The following is a 16,815-nucleotide window of genomic DNA, read 5'->3' as shown; positions in this document are numbered from 1 at the left end:
CGTACCCGGCATGAAGGTTCTCGGTGCCGCGTTGTGCACGTCCGCGATGGTCATCCTCGGCAGTTCCGTCCCGATCAGCCGGGCGCTGCTGTCCTACCCGACGCTGGCCGGACAGGTGCTGCGCTACACCCTGGCGGTCGTGATCCTGCTGGTCATCGCCCGGCGGCTGCCCCGGATCGGCCTGCGGTCCGGTGTCCGGCTGGCCGTGCTGGCCGCCATCGGGCTGGTCGGCTTCAACGTGTGCCTGCTCGCCGCCCTGCGCGAGGCCGAGCCGGCGGTCGTGGGCACGGTCGTGGGGGGTACGCCCGTCGTGCTCGCCCTGATCGGCCCGCTGCTCGCCCGCCGCCGCCCGGCACTGCGGATCACGGTCGGCGCGGCCGTCATCGTGGCCGGGGTGGCGCTGGTGCAGGGCGCGGGGCACGCGAGTACCGCCGGGCTGCTGTGGTCCGCCGGCACCCTCGCCGGGGAGGTCGCGTTCTCGCTGCTCGCCGCGCCCCTGCTGGTGGATCTGACCCCGATCGCGATCGCGACGTACGCGTGCCTGTTCGCCGTGCCGCTGCTGCTCGTCGCGTCGGTGGCGGCCGGGGAGACCTGGCGGGTGCCGACGTGGCCGGAGACATGGGCGCTGCTGTACCTGGCCGTGGTGCTCACCGCGCTGGCGTTCGTCCTCTGGTACGGGGGGCTCGCCCGGCTCGGGGTCGAGAAGGCGGGCATGTTCGCAGGGCTGCTGCCGGTGGCGGCGCTGGCGGCGACGGCCGTGCTGGACGGGACGGTGCCGTCGACCGGGGCGATCCTCGGGACGGTGCTCGTCGCGGCGGGGCTCGCGTTCGGGCTGTCGGCCCCGGCCCGGGTGACCGGCCGCGTGGTCCGGGCGGAATCCGTCGACCGCGCGGCGCACCCGGAACCCGCCGACCGCGCGGCGCACCCGGAACCCGCCGACCGCGCGGCGCACCCGGAACCCGCCGCCCGCGCCGCGCACCCGGAACCCGTCGACCGCGCCGCGCACCCGGCACCGGCCCCGGGCGGCGCGGGCCACGCGGAATCAGAAGTGGCCGACGGCGCCCTCCCGGTCGGGGAGCTGGCACCCGGCCCCCGGGCGGCGGAGCCGGGGCGGTGCGCGGCGACGTCGTACCCGTCGAGGTCTCTTGTCCTGGTTGATTCCGTGCCGCACCGGACACCGGCCCGCGCGCCCGCTAGCATCGGCGACCATGGCCACAGTGAACGTTGAGCGCACCGACGACGGCGGTTTCTTCGCCACCAACGACCGGGGCGCGCGGGTCGCGATCGGCGGCGCGGACGACGAGGGCGTGTTCTCGCCCGTGGAGCTGCTGCTCGCGGCGCTCGGCGGCTGCGAGATCGTCACCGTCGAGCCGCTGACCGCCAAGCGCGGGCACCGCCTGGTCCGGCTCGCGGTCCGGGTCGACGCGGAGAAGGTCGAGCCGACGAAGCTCGGGCCGGTGACGGCGACCTACGAGATCGAGCTGCCGCCCGGCGACGAGGAGGCGGCCGGGGTGTTCGAGGCGGTCGCGCACCGGGTGCACGAGAAGTACTGCACCGTCGGCCGGGCTCTGCGCGAACCCACCGAAACCATCCAAATTCTCCCCTAGATTTCGGGAGTTTCCGCCCCTGGGCCGGCCGGCGTCTTGCACAGTATTGGGCATGGCGACTTGCGAGGTATGCGGGAACGACTACTGGATGTCGTTCGAGGTGCACACGGTCGGCGGGCACGTGCACGTGTTCGACTCCATGGAGTGCGCGGCCCACCGGCTGGCCCCGATCTGCGAGCACTGCAAGTGCCGGGTCCTCGGGCACGGCGTCGAGGTCGACGGCCGGTTCTTCTGCTGCGGGCACTGCGCGCGGTCCAGCGGGATGGCGCACGGCACGGAGATCCGCGACGCGGTGGGCGCGCACCCGGGCTGACCGGGCCACGCGGCCACCGGGCGAGAGCGGGCCACCCGGCCACCCGGCCATCCGGCCATAGGGCCAGAGCGGGCCACCGGGCCCGAGCCGGCCACCAGCCCCCGTGGCCACCCGGCCCGCCCCGCGACGGGACAGCGCCACCCCGCCCCGCCCGGCAGAATGGCCCGATGGCCGTTTCCCTGGTGTACGAGACCCACGCGAAGACCGAGGACAACGAGGCCGGCATCGCGACCGGCTGGCTGCCCGGCCGGCTGTCGGCGTTCGGCCGGGACGCGGCCCGGGCGCTCGGCGGGCGGCACCGCGCCGTCGACGCCGTCTTCACCTCCGACCTGGGCCGGGCCGTGGAGACGGCGACGCTCGCGTTCACCGACCGACCCGTCCCGGTGTACTTCGACAGCCGGCTCCGCGAGTGCGACTACGGCCACCTCAACGGCGCGCCGGTCGCCGAGCTGGACCCGCGCCGGGCCCGGATCGACGAGCCGTTCCCGGGCGGGCAGAGCTACCGCCAGGTCGTCGGCGCGACCGCCGCGTTCCTCCAGGACCTGGCGGCGCGCTGGGACGGCCGGCGGGTCGTGGTGATCGCGCACTCGGCGAACCGGTGGGCGCTGCAACACCTGCTGTCCGGCGTCCCGCTGGAGGAGATGGTCGACGCGCCGTTCGCGTGGCGACCGGGCTGGGAGTACACGGTCCCGACCGGCTGGACCGCCCGCTGACGGACCGTCAGGGGGACCTCAGCGGAACCCGTACCACCGCGCCAGCGGCCCGCCCCGCGCCACCGCCCGCAACCGGTCCTCCACGGCCGGCCGGTTGTCCGCCCCGGTGACGACGAGCAGCTCGTCCCCGATCATCAGCCGGGTCCGCCGCTCGGGCACGAACGCCTCCCCGCGCCGCACCACGAGGGTGATCGCGGCCGGGGCGGGCAGCCGGAGTTCGAAGATCTCGCAGCCGTGCAGCCGGGACGTGGGCGTGATGGTCAGGTAGAGCAGGTCGGCGGCGAGCGCGTCGAGGGGCGCGGACTCGACCTCCATGTCCCGGATCGGGTCGGCGGAGGTCACCCGCAGCACCCGGCCCAGCCACGGCAGCGTCGGGCCCTGGACCAGGGTGAACGCGACCACGAGGACGAACACGATGTTGAACAGCTGTTCGCTGCCGGGGACGCCGGCGACCACGGGGATGGTGGCGAGCACGATGGGTACCGCGCCGCGCAGGCCGGCCCAGGACAGGAACGCCTGTTCCCGCCAGGGCAGCCGGAACGGCAGCAGGGACACGAACACCGACACCGGGCGGGCGACGAGCAGCAGGACGGCGCCGACGATCAGGGCGGGCAGGATGGCCGAGCCCAGTTCGTGCGGGGTGACGAGCAGGCCGAGCATGACGAACAGGCCGATCTGGGCGACCCAGCCGAGGCCCTCGGCGACGGACTGCACGGCGCGGCGGTGCGGGAGTTTGGCGTTGCCGAGCACGATGCCGGCCAGGTACGCGGCGAGGAAGCCGCTCGCCTCCAGGGCACCGGCGGCGGCGAACGCGATGATGCCGGTGCCGAACGCGGCGATCGGGTACAGGCCGGAGGAGGGCAGGGACAGCCGGCGCAGCAGCCACGCGCCCCCGCCGCCGATCAGGAGACCGAGGGCGGCACCGGCGGCCAGCTGGTACAGCATGATGAGGGGTGCGTTCCACTCCAGCCCGGCGGCGCTGAGCATGACGACGAGGATGACGGTGGGCGCGTCGTTGAAGCCGGACTCGGCCTCCAGCAGCCCGCCGAGCCGGCCCGGCAGCGGCAGGTTGCGCAGCACGGAGAACACGGCCGCCGCGTCGGTGGAGGCGACGACCGCTCCCAGCATCAGGGCCAGTTGCCAGTCGACGCCGATGAACAGCCACGCGCCGAGGGCCGTGACCAGCACGCTGATGCCGACGCCGACGGTGGCGAGCACGCTGGCGGGCAGGAGGGCGGGGCGCAGGGTGCGCCAGTGGCTGGCGAGGCCGCCCTCGACGAGGATGACGGCGAGCGCGGCGTTGCCGACGTTGTGCGCGAGGTGGGAGTCGTCGAATGTCAGGCCGAGGCCGTCCTCGCCGAGGAGGAGGCCGACGCCCAGGTAGGCGAGCAGGACGGGGAGACCGGCGCCGCTGGCCAGTCGGGCGGCCCCGACGCTGGCGAGGACCGCGAGGCCGGCGATGAGAAGGATCACGTAGAGGTTGTCCGAATGCACCCGGTCCCTTTCGTCGGCGGTGTGTGTGATCTTTTCACAGCGCTGAGAAAGCCTATTATCTTTCAGATATGACCCAGGCCCAGTGGTGGCGTCCCGACCGCTACGCCCCGGACTGGCTGGTGTTGTCCCTGCGCCCGGTGTCCGCGCCCATCCCGTGGGGCCCGACCCTGCGGCTGACCGTGGCGGTCGTCGTGGTGCTCGCCGTCGGCCTGGCGACCGGCCACCTGCCGCTCGTGGTGCCCGCCGCGCTGGCGATGCTGCTGTCCTCGGCGAACGACCGCTCGGAGGCGTACCGGACCCGGCTGCTGCGGATCGCGGTGCCCGCCCTGGCCGGCGCGCTCGGCATGGTGGTCGGGATCGAACTGCGCCACCACGTGTACGCGCTGCCCGTCCTCGTCGCGCTGTTCTTCGTCAGCGGGGCCGCGGCGGCGGCCGGTCCGGTGAGTTCGCTGGCCGGGTTGCAGTTCGTGGTGACCGGGGTCCTGGGCTACTCGATGCCGTTGTCCGGGCCACTGTGGGCCCCGCCGCTGCTGTATCTGGCCGGCGCTGCCCTCCTGCTGCTCCTCGCGCTCGCCGAGTGGCCCCTGGCCCGGCAGCGGCCCCAGCGCGCGGCCGTGGCGGCGGCGTTCGACGCGCTCGTCAACCAGCTGGCGGTGACCGGTACCCCGGCGGCGGTCCCGGCCCGGCGGTTCGTGACGGCCGCGTTCAACAACGCCTACGACAACCTCCTCGGGTACCGGCTGCGGACCGGCCCGCGCACCGACGAGGAACGCCAGCTCCTCGAACTGCTCAACGCCGGTACCCTGCTGGGCGAGTCCACCTCGGCCCTGGTGTGGGAGAACAAGCCGGTCCCGGACCGGATGGTCGCCGCCGTCTTCGAGCTGGCCGACGCGATCCGCGAGGACCGCCCGCCCCGGCTGCCCGAGAAGCTGCCCGGCGACACCCCGGGCCTGCGTTCGCTGCGGGTGGCGCTGCGCGCGGTCTCCGAGTCCGGGCAGGACCATCTCACCGGGCACGGCACCCCCGGCGCGGCCCGGCCGGACCGGCTCCGGCAGGCGTACGCGCGGGTGCTGTCCCCGGCGGCGCTGATGTTCGGTACCCGGCTGGCGTTGTGCATGGGGATCGCCCTGGTCGCGGCGGACCTGCTGCACCAGGACCGGTCGTACTGGCTGCCCACCACCGTCGCGTTCGTCCTCAAGCCCGACTTCGGTTCGGTGTTCGCCCGGGCCGCCCAGCGCGCCGCCGGCACGGTCCTCGGGGTCGCCGTCGCCGGGGCGGTGCTCGCGCTGGTGCCGCCCGGCTGGCCGATGGTCCCGTTCGTGGTGCTGGCCATGGCCCTGGTGCCGATCAGCCGGGTCCGGGGCTACGGCGTGATGACCATCGCCACCACGCCCGCGTTCCTGTTCCTGATCGACCTGACCAGCCACGCCGGCTCGCGGCTGCTGGGGCTGCGGATCGTGGACACCGTGCTCGGCTGCCTGATCGTGCTGGTCGCCGGCTACCTGCTGTGGCCGGAGACCTGGCACGCCCGGATCGGGCCCCGGTTCGCCACGGCCGTGCGCGGGGTCGCCGCGTACCTCGACGGGGCGCTGCGGCCGGCCGCCACGACCGACCGGGTGCGGCTGCGCCGGCAGGCGTACCGGGGGCTGGCCGACGCGCGGACCGCCGTCGAGCAGGCGCTCGCGGAGCCGCCCCCGGCGAGTACCCGGGCGGCGGCGTGGTGGCCGGCCGTCGTCGCGTTGGAGAACGTCACCGACGCGGTCACCGGCTACGCGGTCCGGCTCGACACCGGCGCGCCGCCGCCGGACGCCACCCAGACCGCCCAGCTGTCGGCGGCCCTCAACGACCTGGCCGCGTCCGTGGTGCTGCACCACCCGCCGGCCGACCTGCCGCTGCCGGAGGTCGACGACGAGGCCGACGACGCGCTCGCCGACATCGTGGAGCACGTCCGCGCGGCCCGGCTGCTGGTGGCCGGCCCCACCCCGGAGGAAGAGCCCTAGACGGGTACTCCGCGCCCGGAGCGGTGCGGCGCCGCCCCGGCTGCCACGGTGGGCCGGGGTCGGGGTCGGGGTCGGGGTCGACGGCGCGGCTCGGACTCGGCGATCCGTGCCCTGACCTGGGCGGGCGTCCCCGGCGGCGTGGCCGTTACCCCGCTGTGACCTATACCGCGCCGGGATGCGGCCGGCCGGCGGTGCTGGCTAAGGTAGCGGGAAGGAAGGTTAAGAGAGGGGTTCGCGGGTGACCTGGCGGCCGTGGTGGCAGACCATCGCGCTGCTCGGCGTCTTCGGCCTCTTCCTCACGGTCAGCGTCGCCTCCCTCGCCCGGAGCCGCGACCTCGACGTCATGCTCGTCTACGTCCCCCTGGGCCTGGCCGCGCTCGCCGGCATCGTCCGGGCCCCGATGCGCGGGGTCACCCTCACGGCCGACCACCTTGTGCTGCGCCGGCTGACCAGCACCCAGACCGTGCCGTGGGCCGAGGTCGACCGGGTGGAGTGCGCGACCGTGCAGGACCGGCCGTTCCTGTCGATCCACGCGCCCGTCGTGCACCGCGCGCCCGGCCGGGACCCGGTCGACACGACGGTGCTGGCCAGCTACTCCCGCGCCCTGTGCGAACGCCGGACCCGGGCCCTGCGCGGATACCTCCACTCTGGACTCCGCTGATCGGCGGATGGAGTCGATCTGGCGCGGGGCGTAGCTTGTGCCGCACGTCCGGCGCCACCGAAGGCGCGGGTACAGCCAGGAGGCCACCGTGAACCGTGCCCGCACCGCCCTGCGCACCGCCCTCGTCGGCGCGGCCGCCCTCGCGGGACTCACCGTGGTCGGGCTCCCGGCGACGCTCCTGACCCCGGCGCCCGCCCAGGCCGCCGCCCCGGCCGGCACGCACTGCTACTTCGTCGGCAAGGCCTACAACGTCGGCGACGAGATCGACGTCGACGGCGTGTGGATGCTGTGCACGAGCCGCGGCTGGGTCCGCGAGGACTAGCCGCCCGCCCGGCTCGGCATGGTGCCGGCGGTGCGGCTGGCCACACAACCCCTGGTCGTGGCCCGGACGGCCACCGTCCCGGAGGAGCTACCGGATGGCCGGCGGCCCGGCGGCCGGGGTCGGACCCCGCCGCCGGGCGGCCCGTCAGTCCAGGGGCACCTCTTCGCCCGTCGCGAGGTCCACCAGGCTGATCGCCTCGACGGGGCAGGAGACCGCCGCGTCCAGTACCCGCTCATCGGGGTCGATCTTCTCGTGCAGGGCCCGGGACCTGCCGCGCCCGTCCAGCTCGAAGAAGTCCGGGGCCGAGGCCGCGCACATCCCCGAGCCGATGCACCCGAACCCGTCCACGGACACCTGCCACTGCGCGGTCATGACCACGCCACCGGGAGGGTGTGCAGGCTGCGCACGATCATCGTCGGCTTGAAGACCAGGTCCGCGTCGTCGGCGACGATCCGCAGGTTCGGCAGGCCGTGCAGCAGGCCGCGCAGGGCCTCCTGGAGTTCCATCCGGGCGAGCTGCGCGCCGAGACAGTGGTGCGCGCCCGCGCCGAAGCCGATGTGCGGGTTGTCCGCCCGGGTCACGTCGAGCCGGTCGGGGTCGGCGAACACGGCCGGGTCGCGGTTGGCCACGCCGAGGGCCGGCATCACGGGCGCGCCCGCCGGGATGGTCACCCCGCTGAGTTCCACGGCCTCGGTGGTCACCCGGATCATGCTGGACACGGAGTTGCCGAGCTGGGTGAACCGCATCAGCTCCTCGACCCCGGTCTCCAGCAGCGCCGGGTCGGACCGCAGCAGCGCCAGCTGGTCGGGGTGCTCGCGCAGGGTCAGCAGGAACATGTTGATCTGGTTGGCGGTGGTCTCGTGCCCGCCGATCAGCAGCCCGATGCCGAGCGTGACCAGCTCCTCCTCGGTGAGCTTGTCGTGCTCGTCGCGGGCCGCGATCAGGCCGGTCATCAGGTCGTCGCCGGGGTGCGCGCGCTTCTCGGCGATCAGCTCCGCGAAGTACCGGCCGAGTTCGGTGAAGCCGCCGACCATGATCGCCTGGTCGCGCTCCCAGTTGCCCATCACGGCGTCCGACCAGCCGTGGAACCGGTCCCGGTCGCCGGCCGGCACGCCGAGCAGGTCGCAGATCACCTGCACGGGCAGCGGGAGGGAGAAGTTCTCCACCAGATCGGCGGGCTCGGGCTGCTTGCGCAGGCCGGCGATGAGGTCGGCGACGACCTCCGCGACCCGGGGACGCAGCTCCTCGACCCGGCGGTGGGTGAACGCGCGGGCGACGAGGCGGCGCAGCCGGGTGTGCTCGGGCGGGTCCTTGGCGATCAGGGACTCGCTGGCCAGCGCGCCCAGGCCCATCTGCGGCTGGTCGGGGGAGCTCGCGGCGGCGCGGCTGAACCGGGCGTCCATCATCACGGTGCGCACGTCGGCGTACCGGGTGACGAGCCAGGCGCGCTTGCCGTCGGGGAACTCCACCTGGGTGACCGGGTCGTTCGCCCGCAGCTCGGCGAGCAGGGGAGTCGGGTGGTAGAGCGTGGGCGGGTCCGGCAACGGAAACGGAATGGGCATGAGAACCCCTCACGTTATCGACGGTGGTTTATATATACCCCAATCGTGCCCCCTTCGGGAAGAATGAAGACATGAGTACCCCGGAGGAGTACGTCGCGGGGCTCGACCAGCCACGCAGGACGGAACTCGGCGAGCTGCACGACCTGATCCGGCGCACCGTGCCCGCGCTGGAGCCGACCATGGAGTTCGGCATGCCGGGCTACGGCAGGTTCCACTACCGGTACGCCAGCGGGCGCGAGGGCGACACCGTGCTGATCTCCATGGCGAGCCGGAAGAACTACATCTCGGTGTACGTCACGGCGCTCGCCCCCGACGGCGGCTACCTCCCCGAGTCCTACCAGGACCGGTTGCCGAAGGCGGACATCGGCAAGAGCTGCATCCGGTTCAAGCGGCTGTCGGACGTCGACCAGGCGGTGCTGGCGGAGATCTTCCTGGCGGCGGCCGAGCAGGGCGGCGCGGGGGCGGCCTGACCGGGCCGGGTCCGCGACCGCCGGGCGTCAGCGCGGCGCCAGCCCCGTCTCCGCCGTGATGAACGGCGACAGCAACCGTTCGACGGCCGCCGCCGTCAGCTCCGGCGCGGCGCTCGGCAGGATCGCGTGGCTGATCGCCAGCCGGGTCACCGCCTCCGACAGCAGCCCGGCGGCCTCCGGGTCCACGTGCGGCCAGGTCCGAGTGATCAGCTCGGTGAGGAACGCCGTCGCCGTGTGCAGCACGGGCTCCCCGCCGGTGGTGATCAGCGCGGTCAGCTCGGCGTTGCCGTCGTTGGTGACCAGGCTCTTGATCAGCGGGTGCTCGGCGGCGGTCGACAGGAACACCCCGAAGGCCGCCGTGACGGCCGCGTGCGGGTCGTCGGCGTGCGCGAGGACGGCCCGTTCGACGCCGTCGAGGAACCGGGCGACCTCGCGCATCACGTAGGCCTGGGCGAGCGCGGGGCGGGAGCCGAACTCGTTGTACAACGTCTGCCGGCTGACCCCGGCCACGGACGCGACCCCGGCCATCGTGATCTCACCGAACGCCCGGCCCGTGAGCAGCTCGGCGACCGCGTCGAGCAGGGTGTCGCGCAGCAGGGCGCGCGCGGCGTGGGCATACGTCATGCGCCGATCCTATTGCGGCCCCCGGTTGGTCCGGCTCAGATCCCCGCCGTAGTGGGCGAGGACCCGGGGGTCCATGACGCGGCGCCAGAGCGGGGTCACCCAGGCCAGGACGATCATCAGGGGGTACCCGGACGGCAGCTGCGGGGCCTCGTCGAAGTGCCGGAGCGACTGGTACCGCCGGGTCGGGTACGTGTGGTGGTCGCTGTGCCGCTGGAGGTGGAAGAGCAGCAGGTTGCTCGGCACCTGGTTGGAGTTCCAGGAGTGCGAGGGGCGGACCTTCTCGTACCGGCCGGTGGTCTCGCGCTGCCGGGACAGCCCGTAGTGCTCCAGATAGTTGACGACCTCCAGGAGCGAGAAGCCGAACACGGCCTGGACCAGCAGGTACGGCCAGATGCCCGGTCCGAAGACGGCCAGGAGCACGGCGAAGAGCACCACGGTCATCGCCCACGAGGTGAGCACGTCGTTGCGCCAGGTCCACGGGTTGCCGCCGCCGCGCCGGAGCCGGGCGAACTCCAGCTTCCACGCCGACCGGGCGCTGCCGACGACCGAGCGGGGCAGGAACGCCCAGAAGCTCTCGCCGAGCCGGGAGCTGGCCGGGTCCTCGGGGGTGGCGACCCGGACGTGGTGGCCCCGGTTGTGTTCGACGTAGAAGTGGCCGTAGCCGGTCTGGGCGAGCGCGATCCGGCTCAGCCAGCGCTCCACGTTCTCGCGCTTGTGGCCCAGTTCGTGGGCGGTGTTGATCGCGATCCCGCTGACGCAGCCGACGCTGACGGCGAGCCCGATCCGGTCGACGACGCCCAGTTCGGGGCGGGTCCACAGCCAGCAGGCGAGCACCAGGGACATGTACTGGACGGGCAGGTAGAGGTAGGTGCACCACCGGTAGTACCTGTCCGCCTCCAGGCCCGGGATCTCCGCCTCCGGCGGGTTCTCGGTGTCCTGGCCGACGATCGTGTCCACCAGGGGGAACACGACGAACACCAGGATCGGCCCGACCCACCAGAACACCGGCGAGCCGGTGAGGAGCACGCCGAGCCAGGCGCCGAACGGGATCAGGGGCACCAGCAGGCCCAGCGGCCACAGGTAGCGCTTGCCGTCCTGCCAGTCGGGAGCGGTCATCGACGGACCTCTTTTCGCGAGCGGTTTACAGCAAGCTAGTACGTGTAAAGATCAAAGACAAGAGCAGATTCTCTGTCTACGTCTGGCGGTATATGCCGACCATCGGTATATTGAACCCATGGCCCAGTCCATCCAGGAACCGACGTTTCTCATCCTCACCGCGCTCGCCGGTGGCCCCCTGCACGGCTACGGCGTGATCACCGAGGTCACCGCCCTGTCCGCCGGCCGGCTCACCCTGCGCGCCGGCACCCTCTACGCGGCCCTCGACCGGCTCACCACCGCCGGCCAGGTCGCCCCCGACCACGAGGAGGTCGTCGACGGCCGCCTCCGGAGGTACTACCGGCTGACCGACTCCGGCGCCGCGATCCTCGCCGAGGAGGCCGACCGGCTCGCCCGCAACGCCGCCGAGGCCACCGCCCGGCTGAGCGCCCGGACCAGCCCCGCCGCCCCCCGACTCGCCACCACCTAGGAGAGAGCCATGCTGGAGCGTCGGTACCGTGCGCTGCTGCGCGCGTACCCCTCTGAATTCCGTGCCGAGCACGGCGACCAGCTCGTCGCCACCCTCCTCGACGGGGCCCGGCCCGGCCAGACCCACCCGACCCTGGGCGACACGGCCGACCTGGTCGGCAGCGGCCTGCGCCGCCGGCTCGGCCTGGACCGGCACGCCGGAGTGGAAACCGGGCTGCGGCTCGCCGCGCCGGTCGCGTTGTTCCTGCTCACCTGCCTGTCGGGCGTCGAGCTGATGACCCGGGGGTGGGAGCTGCGCGCCGGGTTCCCGGCCACCTGGTGGGTCTACTTCGTCGCCGGCACCACGGTGGTCTGGCTCGTCGCCGCCCTCGGCTGGGCGGTGCTGCCCCGGACGGTCGGCCGGGTGCTGGTGGGCGTGGCCCTGGCGGGCACCGTCTCCGGCCAGTTCGTGTCCGGGCTGACGTCCACCACCCTGTTCACGAACGACCCGAACCAGGGCCGGAGCATGTCCCCGGCGACCTTCGGCGCGTACGCGCTGCTGGGCGCGGTCGCCTTCCTGGGCACCCGGGACTCGGTCACGCGGGTCCCCGTGCGCCTGCTCGCGGTCGCGGGCGGCCTCGGCTGGGCGGCCCTGTCGGTCACCGACCTGACCGGCCGGGGCGGGATCCCCGGCGGGGTGTTCCGGTGGGACGCGGGCGACCACAGCTACGGGTACGTCAAACTGGTCGGCTACCCCCTGCTGCCCGCGCTCTGCGCGCTCGCGGCCATGGTCGCGGCCGGGCTGCTCGCCCACCGGCGTCGGGGCGCCAGCGGGTGGCTGTGGGCGGCGGCGGTGCTCCTGCTGCCGGCGACCTGGCTCGCCATGCCCTGGTTCCTGACGTTGGACGACTGGGGGGCCGAGGGGGGCACCTTCTTCCTCAGCGGGCACGCCACGGCCCCGCTGCAGCTGCTCGGCGCGGCCGGGGTGCTGTTCCTGGCGGTGCGTTCCGGGGCGACCCGGGCGCTCGGCGCGGGCGCGGTCACCACCGTCGCGCTCGGCGTGGGGGCGGCGGTCTCGGCGGTGCTGCTGCCGTTCCAGGTCGCGAACGGCGACCTGACGCCGATGCTCGCGGGCCACGCGCTGATGCTGCTGGCCGCGGCGGCGTGGCGGTGGTGGCCGGCGGCCGTGCCGTACCTCGCGGTGCCGGCGTCGGCGGCGTTCCTCGCGATGGTGTGGTGGGAGCCGTCAAGGACGGGGATGGCGCTCGCGGGTGTGCTGCTCGCACCCGTGGCGCTGGCCGGACTGCGGGAACGTCCGGCCCGCCCGGCGGTGTGGTCGGTGGCCGCGGTGGCACTGCTCCTGGCGCCGCTCCTGTTCACCGTTCCCGAGATGGTGTTCACGGATCCGGCGGCGGGGGCGGCGGGCGGGGCCGAGGCGTTCGCGACCCTGTGGGGCTATCTCGCCGTCACGGTGCCGGCCCTGGTGATCGTGCCCTTCGCGCTGGCCGTGTTCGTCGGGGCGGACCGGGTGCTGCGCGCGGACCGGGGCATGCTCTGGGCGCTGGTCGGGCTGTTCGGCGGCGGGACCTGGTTCCTGCTGGTCACCCTGCACGGCGAGGTCGTGCCCACGGTGGTGCTGATCGTCGCGGCCGGGGCGGGGGTGCTGCTCGCCCGGCGGCTGCGGGCCCGGGCCGTCGTGAGGGTGACGGACACGGAGCCCGTCCTGTGAGGTGTCCGAAGTGGCAAGATGCTGCCCTATGTCGCATCCCCTGCTGGACATCGCCGCCGTAGACGCCGTCGCGCCGTACCTGCACCGGGTCGGGGAGGTGTTCCGCACCTTCGACCAGCAGGGTTCGGGCTGTGTCGCCTACGGGGTCGAGGTCGACGCCCGGCGCTGGTTCGTGAAGACCGCCCTCACCCGGTCGGCCGACGCGTCCCTGCGCCGGGCGGTCGCGTTCCACGCCATGGTCCGGCACCCCGCGATCGTGCCCCTGCGGCACGCGATCACGGTGGGGGAGACCCTGGCCCTGGTGTACTCGTGGCAGCGCGGCGAGGTGCTGCACCAGCCCGGCTGGTCCAGAAGGGACCCGGCCGGCGCGCTCGCCCGGTTCCGCCAGCGCCCCGTCCGCGAGGTCGAACGGGCCCTCGGCCGGCTCCTCGACGCGCACCTGGCCGTCGAGCGGGCCGGGCTGGTGGCCGTGGACCTCAACGAGGGCGCGCTGCTCTACGACTTCGGCACGGGCACCCTCGCGCTGTGCGATCTCGACGAGTACCGGCCGGGTCCGTTCACGCCCACCGAACAGGTCTCGGGGGCCGTGCGGCTGATGGCTCCGGAGGAGTACCCGTTCGCACCGGATAAAGTGATCGACATCCGGACCACGGTGTACACCCTGGGTCGGATTCTCCGCACCCTCCTCGACAGCGAGGACGACGAGTCGGCGTGGCGGGGCACGGCGGACCAGTTGGACGTGGTCGGCGTCGCCTGCCAGCCGGATCCGGAGCGGCGGTTCGACAGCGTGCGGTCCCTCGCGGCCGCCTGGCGAAAGGCGACTCTGTGACCATCGAGCAGCTCCAGTTGGAGCCGCACCCCGTCGGCGGCTGGTACCGGCGGACCTGGACCTCCCCTGACCAGGGCATTCGTCCCGCGGTGACCTGCATCCACTACCTGCTGCGCTCCGGCGAGGAGGCCCTGTGGCACGCCGCCGGCTCCGACGAGCTGTGGCTGTGGCACCTGGGCGGGCCGCTCCTGCTGCGCACCGGCGGCACGGGTGACGAGCCCGGCGACGTGACCGAGACGGTGCTCGGCCCCGACCTGGAGGCCGGCGAGGTGCTCCAGTTGGTGGTCCCCGGCGGCACGTGGCAGTCGGCGCGACCGTTGTGGGACAAGGAGGTCCTGCTGTCCTGCGTCGTGACCCCGGGCTTCGAGCAGGCCGACCTCCGGGTGCACGGCTCATGAACTTCGAACGACGTTTTCCGGTACTGCACGCGCCGGCCCGCTGGGAGTGGGGCGGCCTCGACATGGTCTTCTCCACCACGGAACCGCCCGACGAACTCGTGACCAACATCCACGCCGTCTGCTTCGTCGGCGAGCGGATCGTGGTCTGCCGCGACGGGCGCGACGTGTGGTTCCTGCCCGGCGGTACCCGGGAGGAGGGCGAGTCCATTGTCGACTGTGTGGCGCGGGAACTGCGCGAGGAGGCCGGGGCGGTCCTCGCCGGGCCGCTGGGCGTGGTCGGGGCGCACCGGGGGGTCAGCGACCTGCCCGAGCCGTACAGGCCGTGGCAGCCGCATCCGGAGCGGGCGTGGCTGTGGGTGTACGCCGACGTGACCCTCGACGGGGCGCCGACGAATCCCGAGGACGGGGAACAGGTGCTGGAGGTGCGGGCCGTGCCGGCGGCCGAGGCCCGGGTGCTGCTGCTGTCCGACGGGGCGGAGTTCGCGGAGATGATCGACCTCGCGGTGGAGCTCCGGGCCCGGGATTCCGGGGCCGCGCGCGGCTGAGGAACGCGGCCCGGACCTCGCCCCGGGCCGGAAATCACGTTGAGTCACCGCACCGGGTGACGTAGAACTGACGGGATGTTGCGCAAGTACCCCCGTACCCCCCATCTCCAGGGTTCCCGGCTCCAGCCGGGCGACGCCGACCTCGCGGCGGTGCCCTTCGGGGAGATCCGGGGCCGGCACCTCGTCGTCGAGGAGAAGCTGGACGGGGCGAACGCGGCGATCAGCTTCGCTGCCGACGGGGCGCTGCTGTTGCAGAGCCGGGGCCACTACCTGACCGGTGGCCCCCGGGAGCGGCAGTTCGCCCCGCTGAAGGCCTGGGCGGCCACCGTCGCCGACCTGCTCCGCCCCCGGCTCGGCACCCGGCACGTCCTGTACGGCGAGTGGCTGTACGCCAAGCACACCGTCTTCTACGATGCCCTCCCGCACTACTTCTGCGAGTTCGACATCCTCGACCGCGACACGGGGACGTTCCTGTCCACCGACCGCCGCCGCGCGCTCCTGGACGGCACCCCGGTGTGCTCCGTCCCGGTCCTGCGCACCGGCCCGCTGGACACCCTCGCGCAGCTCACCGCCCTGGTCGGCCCGTCGACCTGCCGGACGCCGGACTGGCGCGCCGCGCTGGCCGCGACCGGCGCGGCCGACGGGGAGACGGACGGCTCCGACGACATGGAGGGGCTCTACGTCAAGGTCGAGGAGAACGGCGAGACCGTCGGCCGGTACAAGTGGGTCCGGCCCAGCTTCCTCACCGCCGTCCTCGACTCGGGCAGCCACTGGCAGGACCGGCCGATCACGCCGAACCAGCTCGCCGACCCGGCGGTGATGTATGTTCGCTGACCTGTGCCCGACCGGCCCGGCGTGGACCGTGCCGTGGGCCGCGATCGAGGACGCCTTCGACTGGGTGCGCCGGATGGCCGGCGTGCCCCAGGACCCGGTGCACCACGCCGAGGGTGACGTCGCCGTGCACACCCGGATGGCGTGCGAGGCCCTGGCGGCCCTGCCCGCCTGGCGCGCGCTGCCGGCCGCCGACCGGGTCCGGCTGTTCGCGGCCGTGCTCCTGCACGACGTCGCCAAGCCCGACTGCACCCGGGTGGACGAGGGCGGCCGGATCACCGCGCACGGCCACTCCCGGCGCGGCGAGCTGTTCGCGCGCCGGGTGCTGTGGGAGGGCGGCGCGCCCCGGGAGTTCCGCGAGCAGGTCGCGGCGCTGATCCGGCACCACCAGATCCCGTTCTGGGCGCTGGAGCGGCCCGACCTGGAGAAGATCGCGTTCCGGGTCAGCCTGCTGGCGAACAACTCCGACCTGGTACTCCTCGCCACGGCCGACATCCTGGGCCGGACCTGCGCGGACGCCGACCAGGTCCTCGACAACGTGACCCTGTACGCCGAGTACTGCGCCGAGCAGCGCTGCCTCGACGCCCCGCGCGCGTTCCCCTCCGACCACGCCCGGTTCGAGTACTTCCGCCGGGAGGCCCGCGACCCCGACTACGCCGCGCACGACGACACCCGGCTCACGGTCACCGTGCTGTCCGGGCTGCCCGGGGTCGGCAAGGACCACTGGGTCGCCGCGCACCGGCCGGGGCTGCCGGTGGTGAGCCTCGACGCGGTGCGTACCCGGCTGGGGGTGAAGCCGACCGGGGACCAGGGCGTGGTGGTCTCCGCCGCCCAGCGGGAGGCCCGCGAGCACCTGCGGGCCGGCCGCCCCTTCGTCTGGAACGCCACGAACGTGACCCGGCAGCTGCGCGAACAGTGCGTCGGCCTGATCACCGCGTACGGCGGCCGGGTCGACCTGGTGGCCCTGGAGGCGCCGCCCGCCGTGCTCCGGGCCCGCAACCGCGCCCGGCCCGCCCCGGTGCCCGACGCGGTGATCGGCCGGCTCGCCGCGAAGTGGGAGACTCCGGACGTCACGGAGGCGCACAGCGTGACCTGGATCGACAACGCTTGACGTCCGGGACCGGGGCTCCCATCCTGGGGGTCTCGCCGTCGAT

General features: G+C 73.8%; 20 protein-coding genes. 15 read left to right on the top strand and 5 right to left on the bottom strand.

What is annotated here, in order from left to right; all coding sequences use genetic code 11:
• Positions 1-10 precede the first annotated feature (10 nt).
• The 4 genes from AB0M43_RS13595 to AB0M43_RS13580 all read left to right on the top strand — a co-directional run bounded on the left by AB0M43_RS13595 (position 11) and on the right by AB0M43_RS13580 (position 2,633).
• Complete coding sequence (locus tag AB0M43_RS13595; RefSeq protein WP_363724269.1) at positions 11-1,228, top strand: EamA family transporter; 1,218 nt, start codon at positions 11-13, stop codon at positions 1,226-1,228.
• On the top strand, positions 1,209-1,607 hold the full coding sequence (locus AB0M43_RS13590; RefSeq protein WP_363724268.1) for an OsmC family protein: 399 nt from the start codon (positions 1,209-1,211) through the stop codon (positions 1,605-1,607). The genes AB0M43_RS13595 and AB0M43_RS13590 overlap by 20 nt, the downstream gene beginning before the upstream one ends.
• Positions 1,608-1,659: 52 nt before the next feature.
• The gene (locus tag AB0M43_RS13585) at positions 1,660-1,920 is read left to right on the top strand and encodes a Prokaryotic metallothionein (protein WP_363724266.1); all 261 of its coding nucleotides are present in this window, start codon (positions 1,660-1,662) and stop codon (positions 1,918-1,920) included.
• Positions 1,921-2,087: 167 nt separating this feature from the next.
• A complete protein-coding gene (locus AB0M43_RS13580) occupies positions 2,088-2,633 on the top strand; it encodes a histidine phosphatase family protein (RefSeq protein WP_363724264.1) in 546 nt (181 codons plus the stop codon).
• 18 nt (positions 2,634-2,651) lie between these two features.
• On the opposite strand, the gene AB0M43_RS13575 is transcribed toward AB0M43_RS13580, so the two are convergent.
• Complete coding sequence (locus AB0M43_RS13575; RefSeq protein ID WP_363724262.1) at positions 2,652-4,127, bottom strand: potassium/proton antiporter; 1,476 nt, start codon at positions 4,125-4,127, stop codon at positions 2,652-2,654.
• A 68-nt stretch (positions 4,128-4,195) separates the two neighbouring features.
• On the opposite strand from AB0M43_RS13575, the gene AB0M43_RS13570 reads away from it, so the two are divergent.
• The 3 genes from AB0M43_RS13570 (at position 4,196) to AB0M43_RS13560 (ending at position 7,110) form a co-directional block, all read left to right on the top strand.
• Positions 4,196-6,127, top strand: a complete 1,932-nt coding sequence (locus AB0M43_RS13570) for an FUSC family protein (RefSeq protein WP_363724260.1) — start codon at positions 4,196-4,198, stop codon at positions 6,125-6,127.
• A gap of 238 nt (positions 6,128-6,365) precedes the next feature.
• Positions 6,366-6,788: a hypothetical protein gene (locus tag AB0M43_RS13565; protein WP_363724258.1), complete on the top strand. Its 423-nt coding sequence runs from the start codon at positions 6,366-6,368 to the stop codon at positions 6,786-6,788.
• Between the two features lie 88 nt (positions 6,789-6,876).
• Entirely contained in the window at positions 6,877-7,110 is a 234-nt protein-coding gene (locus AB0M43_RS13560; RefSeq protein ID WP_363724256.1) for a hypothetical protein, read from the top strand.
• 144 nt (positions 7,111-7,254) lie between these two features.
• Here the strand turns inward: AB0M43_RS13560 and AB0M43_RS13555 are convergent, their stop codons facing one another.
• Positions 7,255-7,482 (bottom strand): ferredoxin, encoded by a 228-nt coding sequence (locus AB0M43_RS13555; RefSeq protein WP_363724254.1) that lies wholly within the window; start codon positions 7,480-7,482, stop codon positions 7,255-7,257.
• On the bottom strand, positions 7,479-8,672 hold the full coding sequence (locus AB0M43_RS13550) for a cytochrome P450 (RefSeq protein WP_363724252.1): 1,194 nt from the start codon (positions 8,670-8,672) through the stop codon (positions 7,479-7,481). The genes AB0M43_RS13555 and AB0M43_RS13550 overlap by 4 nt, the downstream gene beginning before the upstream one ends.
• Before the next feature lie 71 nt (positions 8,673-8,743).
• On the opposite strand from AB0M43_RS13550, the gene AB0M43_RS13545 reads away from it, so the two are divergent.
• The gene (locus tag AB0M43_RS13545; protein WP_363724250.1) at positions 8,744-9,142 is read left to right on the top strand and encodes a DUF1801 domain-containing protein; all 399 of its coding nucleotides are present in this window, start codon (positions 8,744-8,746) and stop codon (positions 9,140-9,142) included.
• 27 nt (positions 9,143-9,169) lie between these two features.
• On the opposite strand, the gene AB0M43_RS13540 is transcribed toward AB0M43_RS13545, so the two are convergent.
• Both AB0M43_RS13540 and AB0M43_RS13535 read right to left on the bottom strand, forming a co-directional pair.
• Complete coding sequence (locus AB0M43_RS13540; protein WP_363724248.1) at positions 9,170-9,766, bottom strand: TetR family transcriptional regulator; 597 nt, start codon at positions 9,764-9,766, stop codon at positions 9,170-9,172.
• Positions 9,767-9,775: 9 nt separating this feature from the next.
• Positions 9,776-10,882, bottom strand: coding sequence for an alkane 1-monooxygenase (locus AB0M43_RS13535; RefSeq protein ID WP_363724246.1), 1,107 nt, complete (start codon positions 10,880-10,882; stop codon positions 9,776-9,778).
• Positions 10,883-11,000: 118 nt separating this feature from the next.
• On the opposite strand from AB0M43_RS13535, the gene AB0M43_RS13530 reads away from it, so the two are divergent.
• The 7 genes from AB0M43_RS13530 (at position 11,001) to AB0M43_RS13500 (ending at position 16,772) form a co-directional block, all read left to right on the top strand.
• The gene (locus AB0M43_RS13530) at positions 11,001-11,351 is read left to right on the top strand and encodes a helix-turn-helix transcriptional regulator (RefSeq protein WP_363724244.1); all 351 of its coding nucleotides are present in this window, start codon (positions 11,001-11,003) and stop codon (positions 11,349-11,351) included.
• A gap of 9 nt (positions 11,352-11,360) precedes the next feature.
• Positions 11,361-13,058, top strand: coding sequence for a hypothetical protein (locus tag AB0M43_RS13525; protein ID WP_363724242.1), 1,698 nt, complete (start codon positions 11,361-11,363; stop codon positions 13,056-13,058).
• A 28-nt stretch (positions 13,059-13,086) separates the two neighbouring features.
• Complete coding sequence (locus AB0M43_RS13520) at positions 13,087-13,887, top strand: serine/threonine protein kinase (protein ID WP_363724240.1); 801 nt, start codon at positions 13,087-13,089, stop codon at positions 13,885-13,887.
• Entirely contained in the window at positions 13,884-14,285 is a 402-nt protein-coding gene (locus AB0M43_RS13515) for a cupin domain-containing protein (RefSeq protein ID WP_363724239.1), read from the top strand. Before AB0M43_RS13520 ends, AB0M43_RS13515 begins: the two co-directional genes overlap by 4 nt.
• Positions 14,282-14,830 carry an NUDIX domain-containing protein gene (locus AB0M43_RS13510; RefSeq protein ID WP_363724237.1) on the top strand — a complete coding sequence of 183 codons (549 nt, stop codon included), beginning with the start codon at positions 14,282-14,284 and terminating at the stop codon, positions 14,828-14,830. The genes AB0M43_RS13515 and AB0M43_RS13510 overlap by 4 nt, the downstream gene beginning before the upstream one ends.
• 75 nt (positions 14,831-14,905) lie before the next feature.
• On the top strand, positions 14,906-15,664 hold the full coding sequence (locus tag AB0M43_RS13505) for an RNA ligase family protein (protein WP_363724236.1): 759 nt from the start codon (positions 14,906-14,908) through the stop codon (positions 15,662-15,664).
• Positions 15,654-16,772 (top strand): AAA family ATPase, encoded by a 1,119-nt coding sequence (locus AB0M43_RS13500; RefSeq protein ID WP_363724234.1) that lies wholly within the window; start codon positions 15,654-15,656, stop codon positions 16,770-16,772. Before AB0M43_RS13505 ends, AB0M43_RS13500 begins: the two co-directional genes overlap by 11 nt.
• Positions 16,773-16,815: the final 43 nt, after the last annotated feature.

Source organism: Longispora sp. NPDC051575, assembly GCF_040681875.1.
Classification (GTDB): Bacteria; Actinomycetota; Actinomycetes; order Mycobacteriales; family Micromonosporaceae; genus Longispora.
The sequence above is the reverse complement of the archived record's forward strand: the minus strand, read 5'-3'. Positions and strand labels throughout refer to the sequence as shown.

Excerpts from the sequence above, each read along its gene's own strand:
- AB0M43_RS13505 (WP_363724236.1), top strand. The coding sequence starts at position 14,906 with ATGTTGCGCAAGTACCCCCGTACCCCCCATCTCCAGGGTTCCCGGCTC.
- AB0M43_RS13550 (WP_363724252.1), bottom strand. The coding sequence starts at position 8,672 with ATGCCCATTCCGTTTCCGTTGCCGGACCCGCCCACGCTCTACCACCCG.
- AB0M43_RS13595 (WP_363724269.1), top strand. The coding sequence starts at position 11 with ATGAAGGTTCTCGGTGCCGCGTTGTGCACGTCCGCGATGGTCATCCTC.
- AB0M43_RS13555 (WP_363724254.1), bottom strand. The coding sequence starts at position 7,482 with ATGACCGCGCAGTGGCAGGTGTCCGTGGACGGGTTCGGGTGCATCGGC.
- AB0M43_RS13570 (WP_363724260.1), top strand. The coding sequence starts at position 4,196 with ATGACCCAGGCCCAGTGGTGGCGTCCCGACCGCTACGCCCCGGACTGG.
- AB0M43_RS13545 (WP_363724250.1), top strand. The coding sequence starts at position 8,744 with ATGAGTACCCCGGAGGAGTACGTCGCGGGGCTCGACCAGCCACGCAGG.
- AB0M43_RS13525 (WP_363724242.1), top strand. The coding sequence starts at position 11,361 with ATGCTGGAGCGTCGGTACCGTGCGCTGCTGCGCGCGTACCCCTCTGAA.
- AB0M43_RS13590 (WP_363724268.1), top strand. The coding sequence starts at position 1,209 with ATGGCCACAGTGAACGTTGAGCGCACCGACGACGGCGGTTTCTTCGCC.
- AB0M43_RS13585 (WP_363724266.1), top strand. The coding sequence starts at position 1,660 with ATGGCGACTTGCGAGGTATGCGGGAACGACTACTGGATGTCGTTCGAG.
- AB0M43_RS13580 (WP_363724264.1), top strand. The coding sequence starts at position 2,088 with ATGGCCGTTTCCCTGGTGTACGAGACCCACGCGAAGACCGAGGACAAC.
- AB0M43_RS13500 (WP_363724234.1), top strand. The coding sequence starts at position 15,654 with ATGTTCGCTGACCTGTGCCCGACCGGCCCGGCGTGGACCGTGCCGTGG.
- AB0M43_RS13540 (WP_363724248.1), bottom strand. The coding sequence starts at position 9,766 with ATGACGTATGCCCACGCCGCGCGCGCCCTGCTGCGCGACACCCTGCTC.
- AB0M43_RS13530 (WP_363724244.1), top strand. The coding sequence starts at position 11,001 with ATGGCCCAGTCCATCCAGGAACCGACGTTTCTCATCCTCACCGCGCTC.
- AB0M43_RS13520 (WP_363724240.1), top strand. The coding sequence starts at position 13,087 with ATGTCGCATCCCCTGCTGGACATCGCCGCCGTAGACGCCGTCGCGCCG.
- AB0M43_RS13535 (WP_363724246.1), bottom strand. The coding sequence starts at position 10,882 with ATGACCGCTCCCGACTGGCAGGACGGCAAGCGCTACCTGTGGCCGCTG.
- AB0M43_RS13510 (WP_363724237.1), top strand. The coding sequence starts at position 14,282 with ATGAACTTCGAACGACGTTTTCCGGTACTGCACGCGCCGGCCCGCTGG.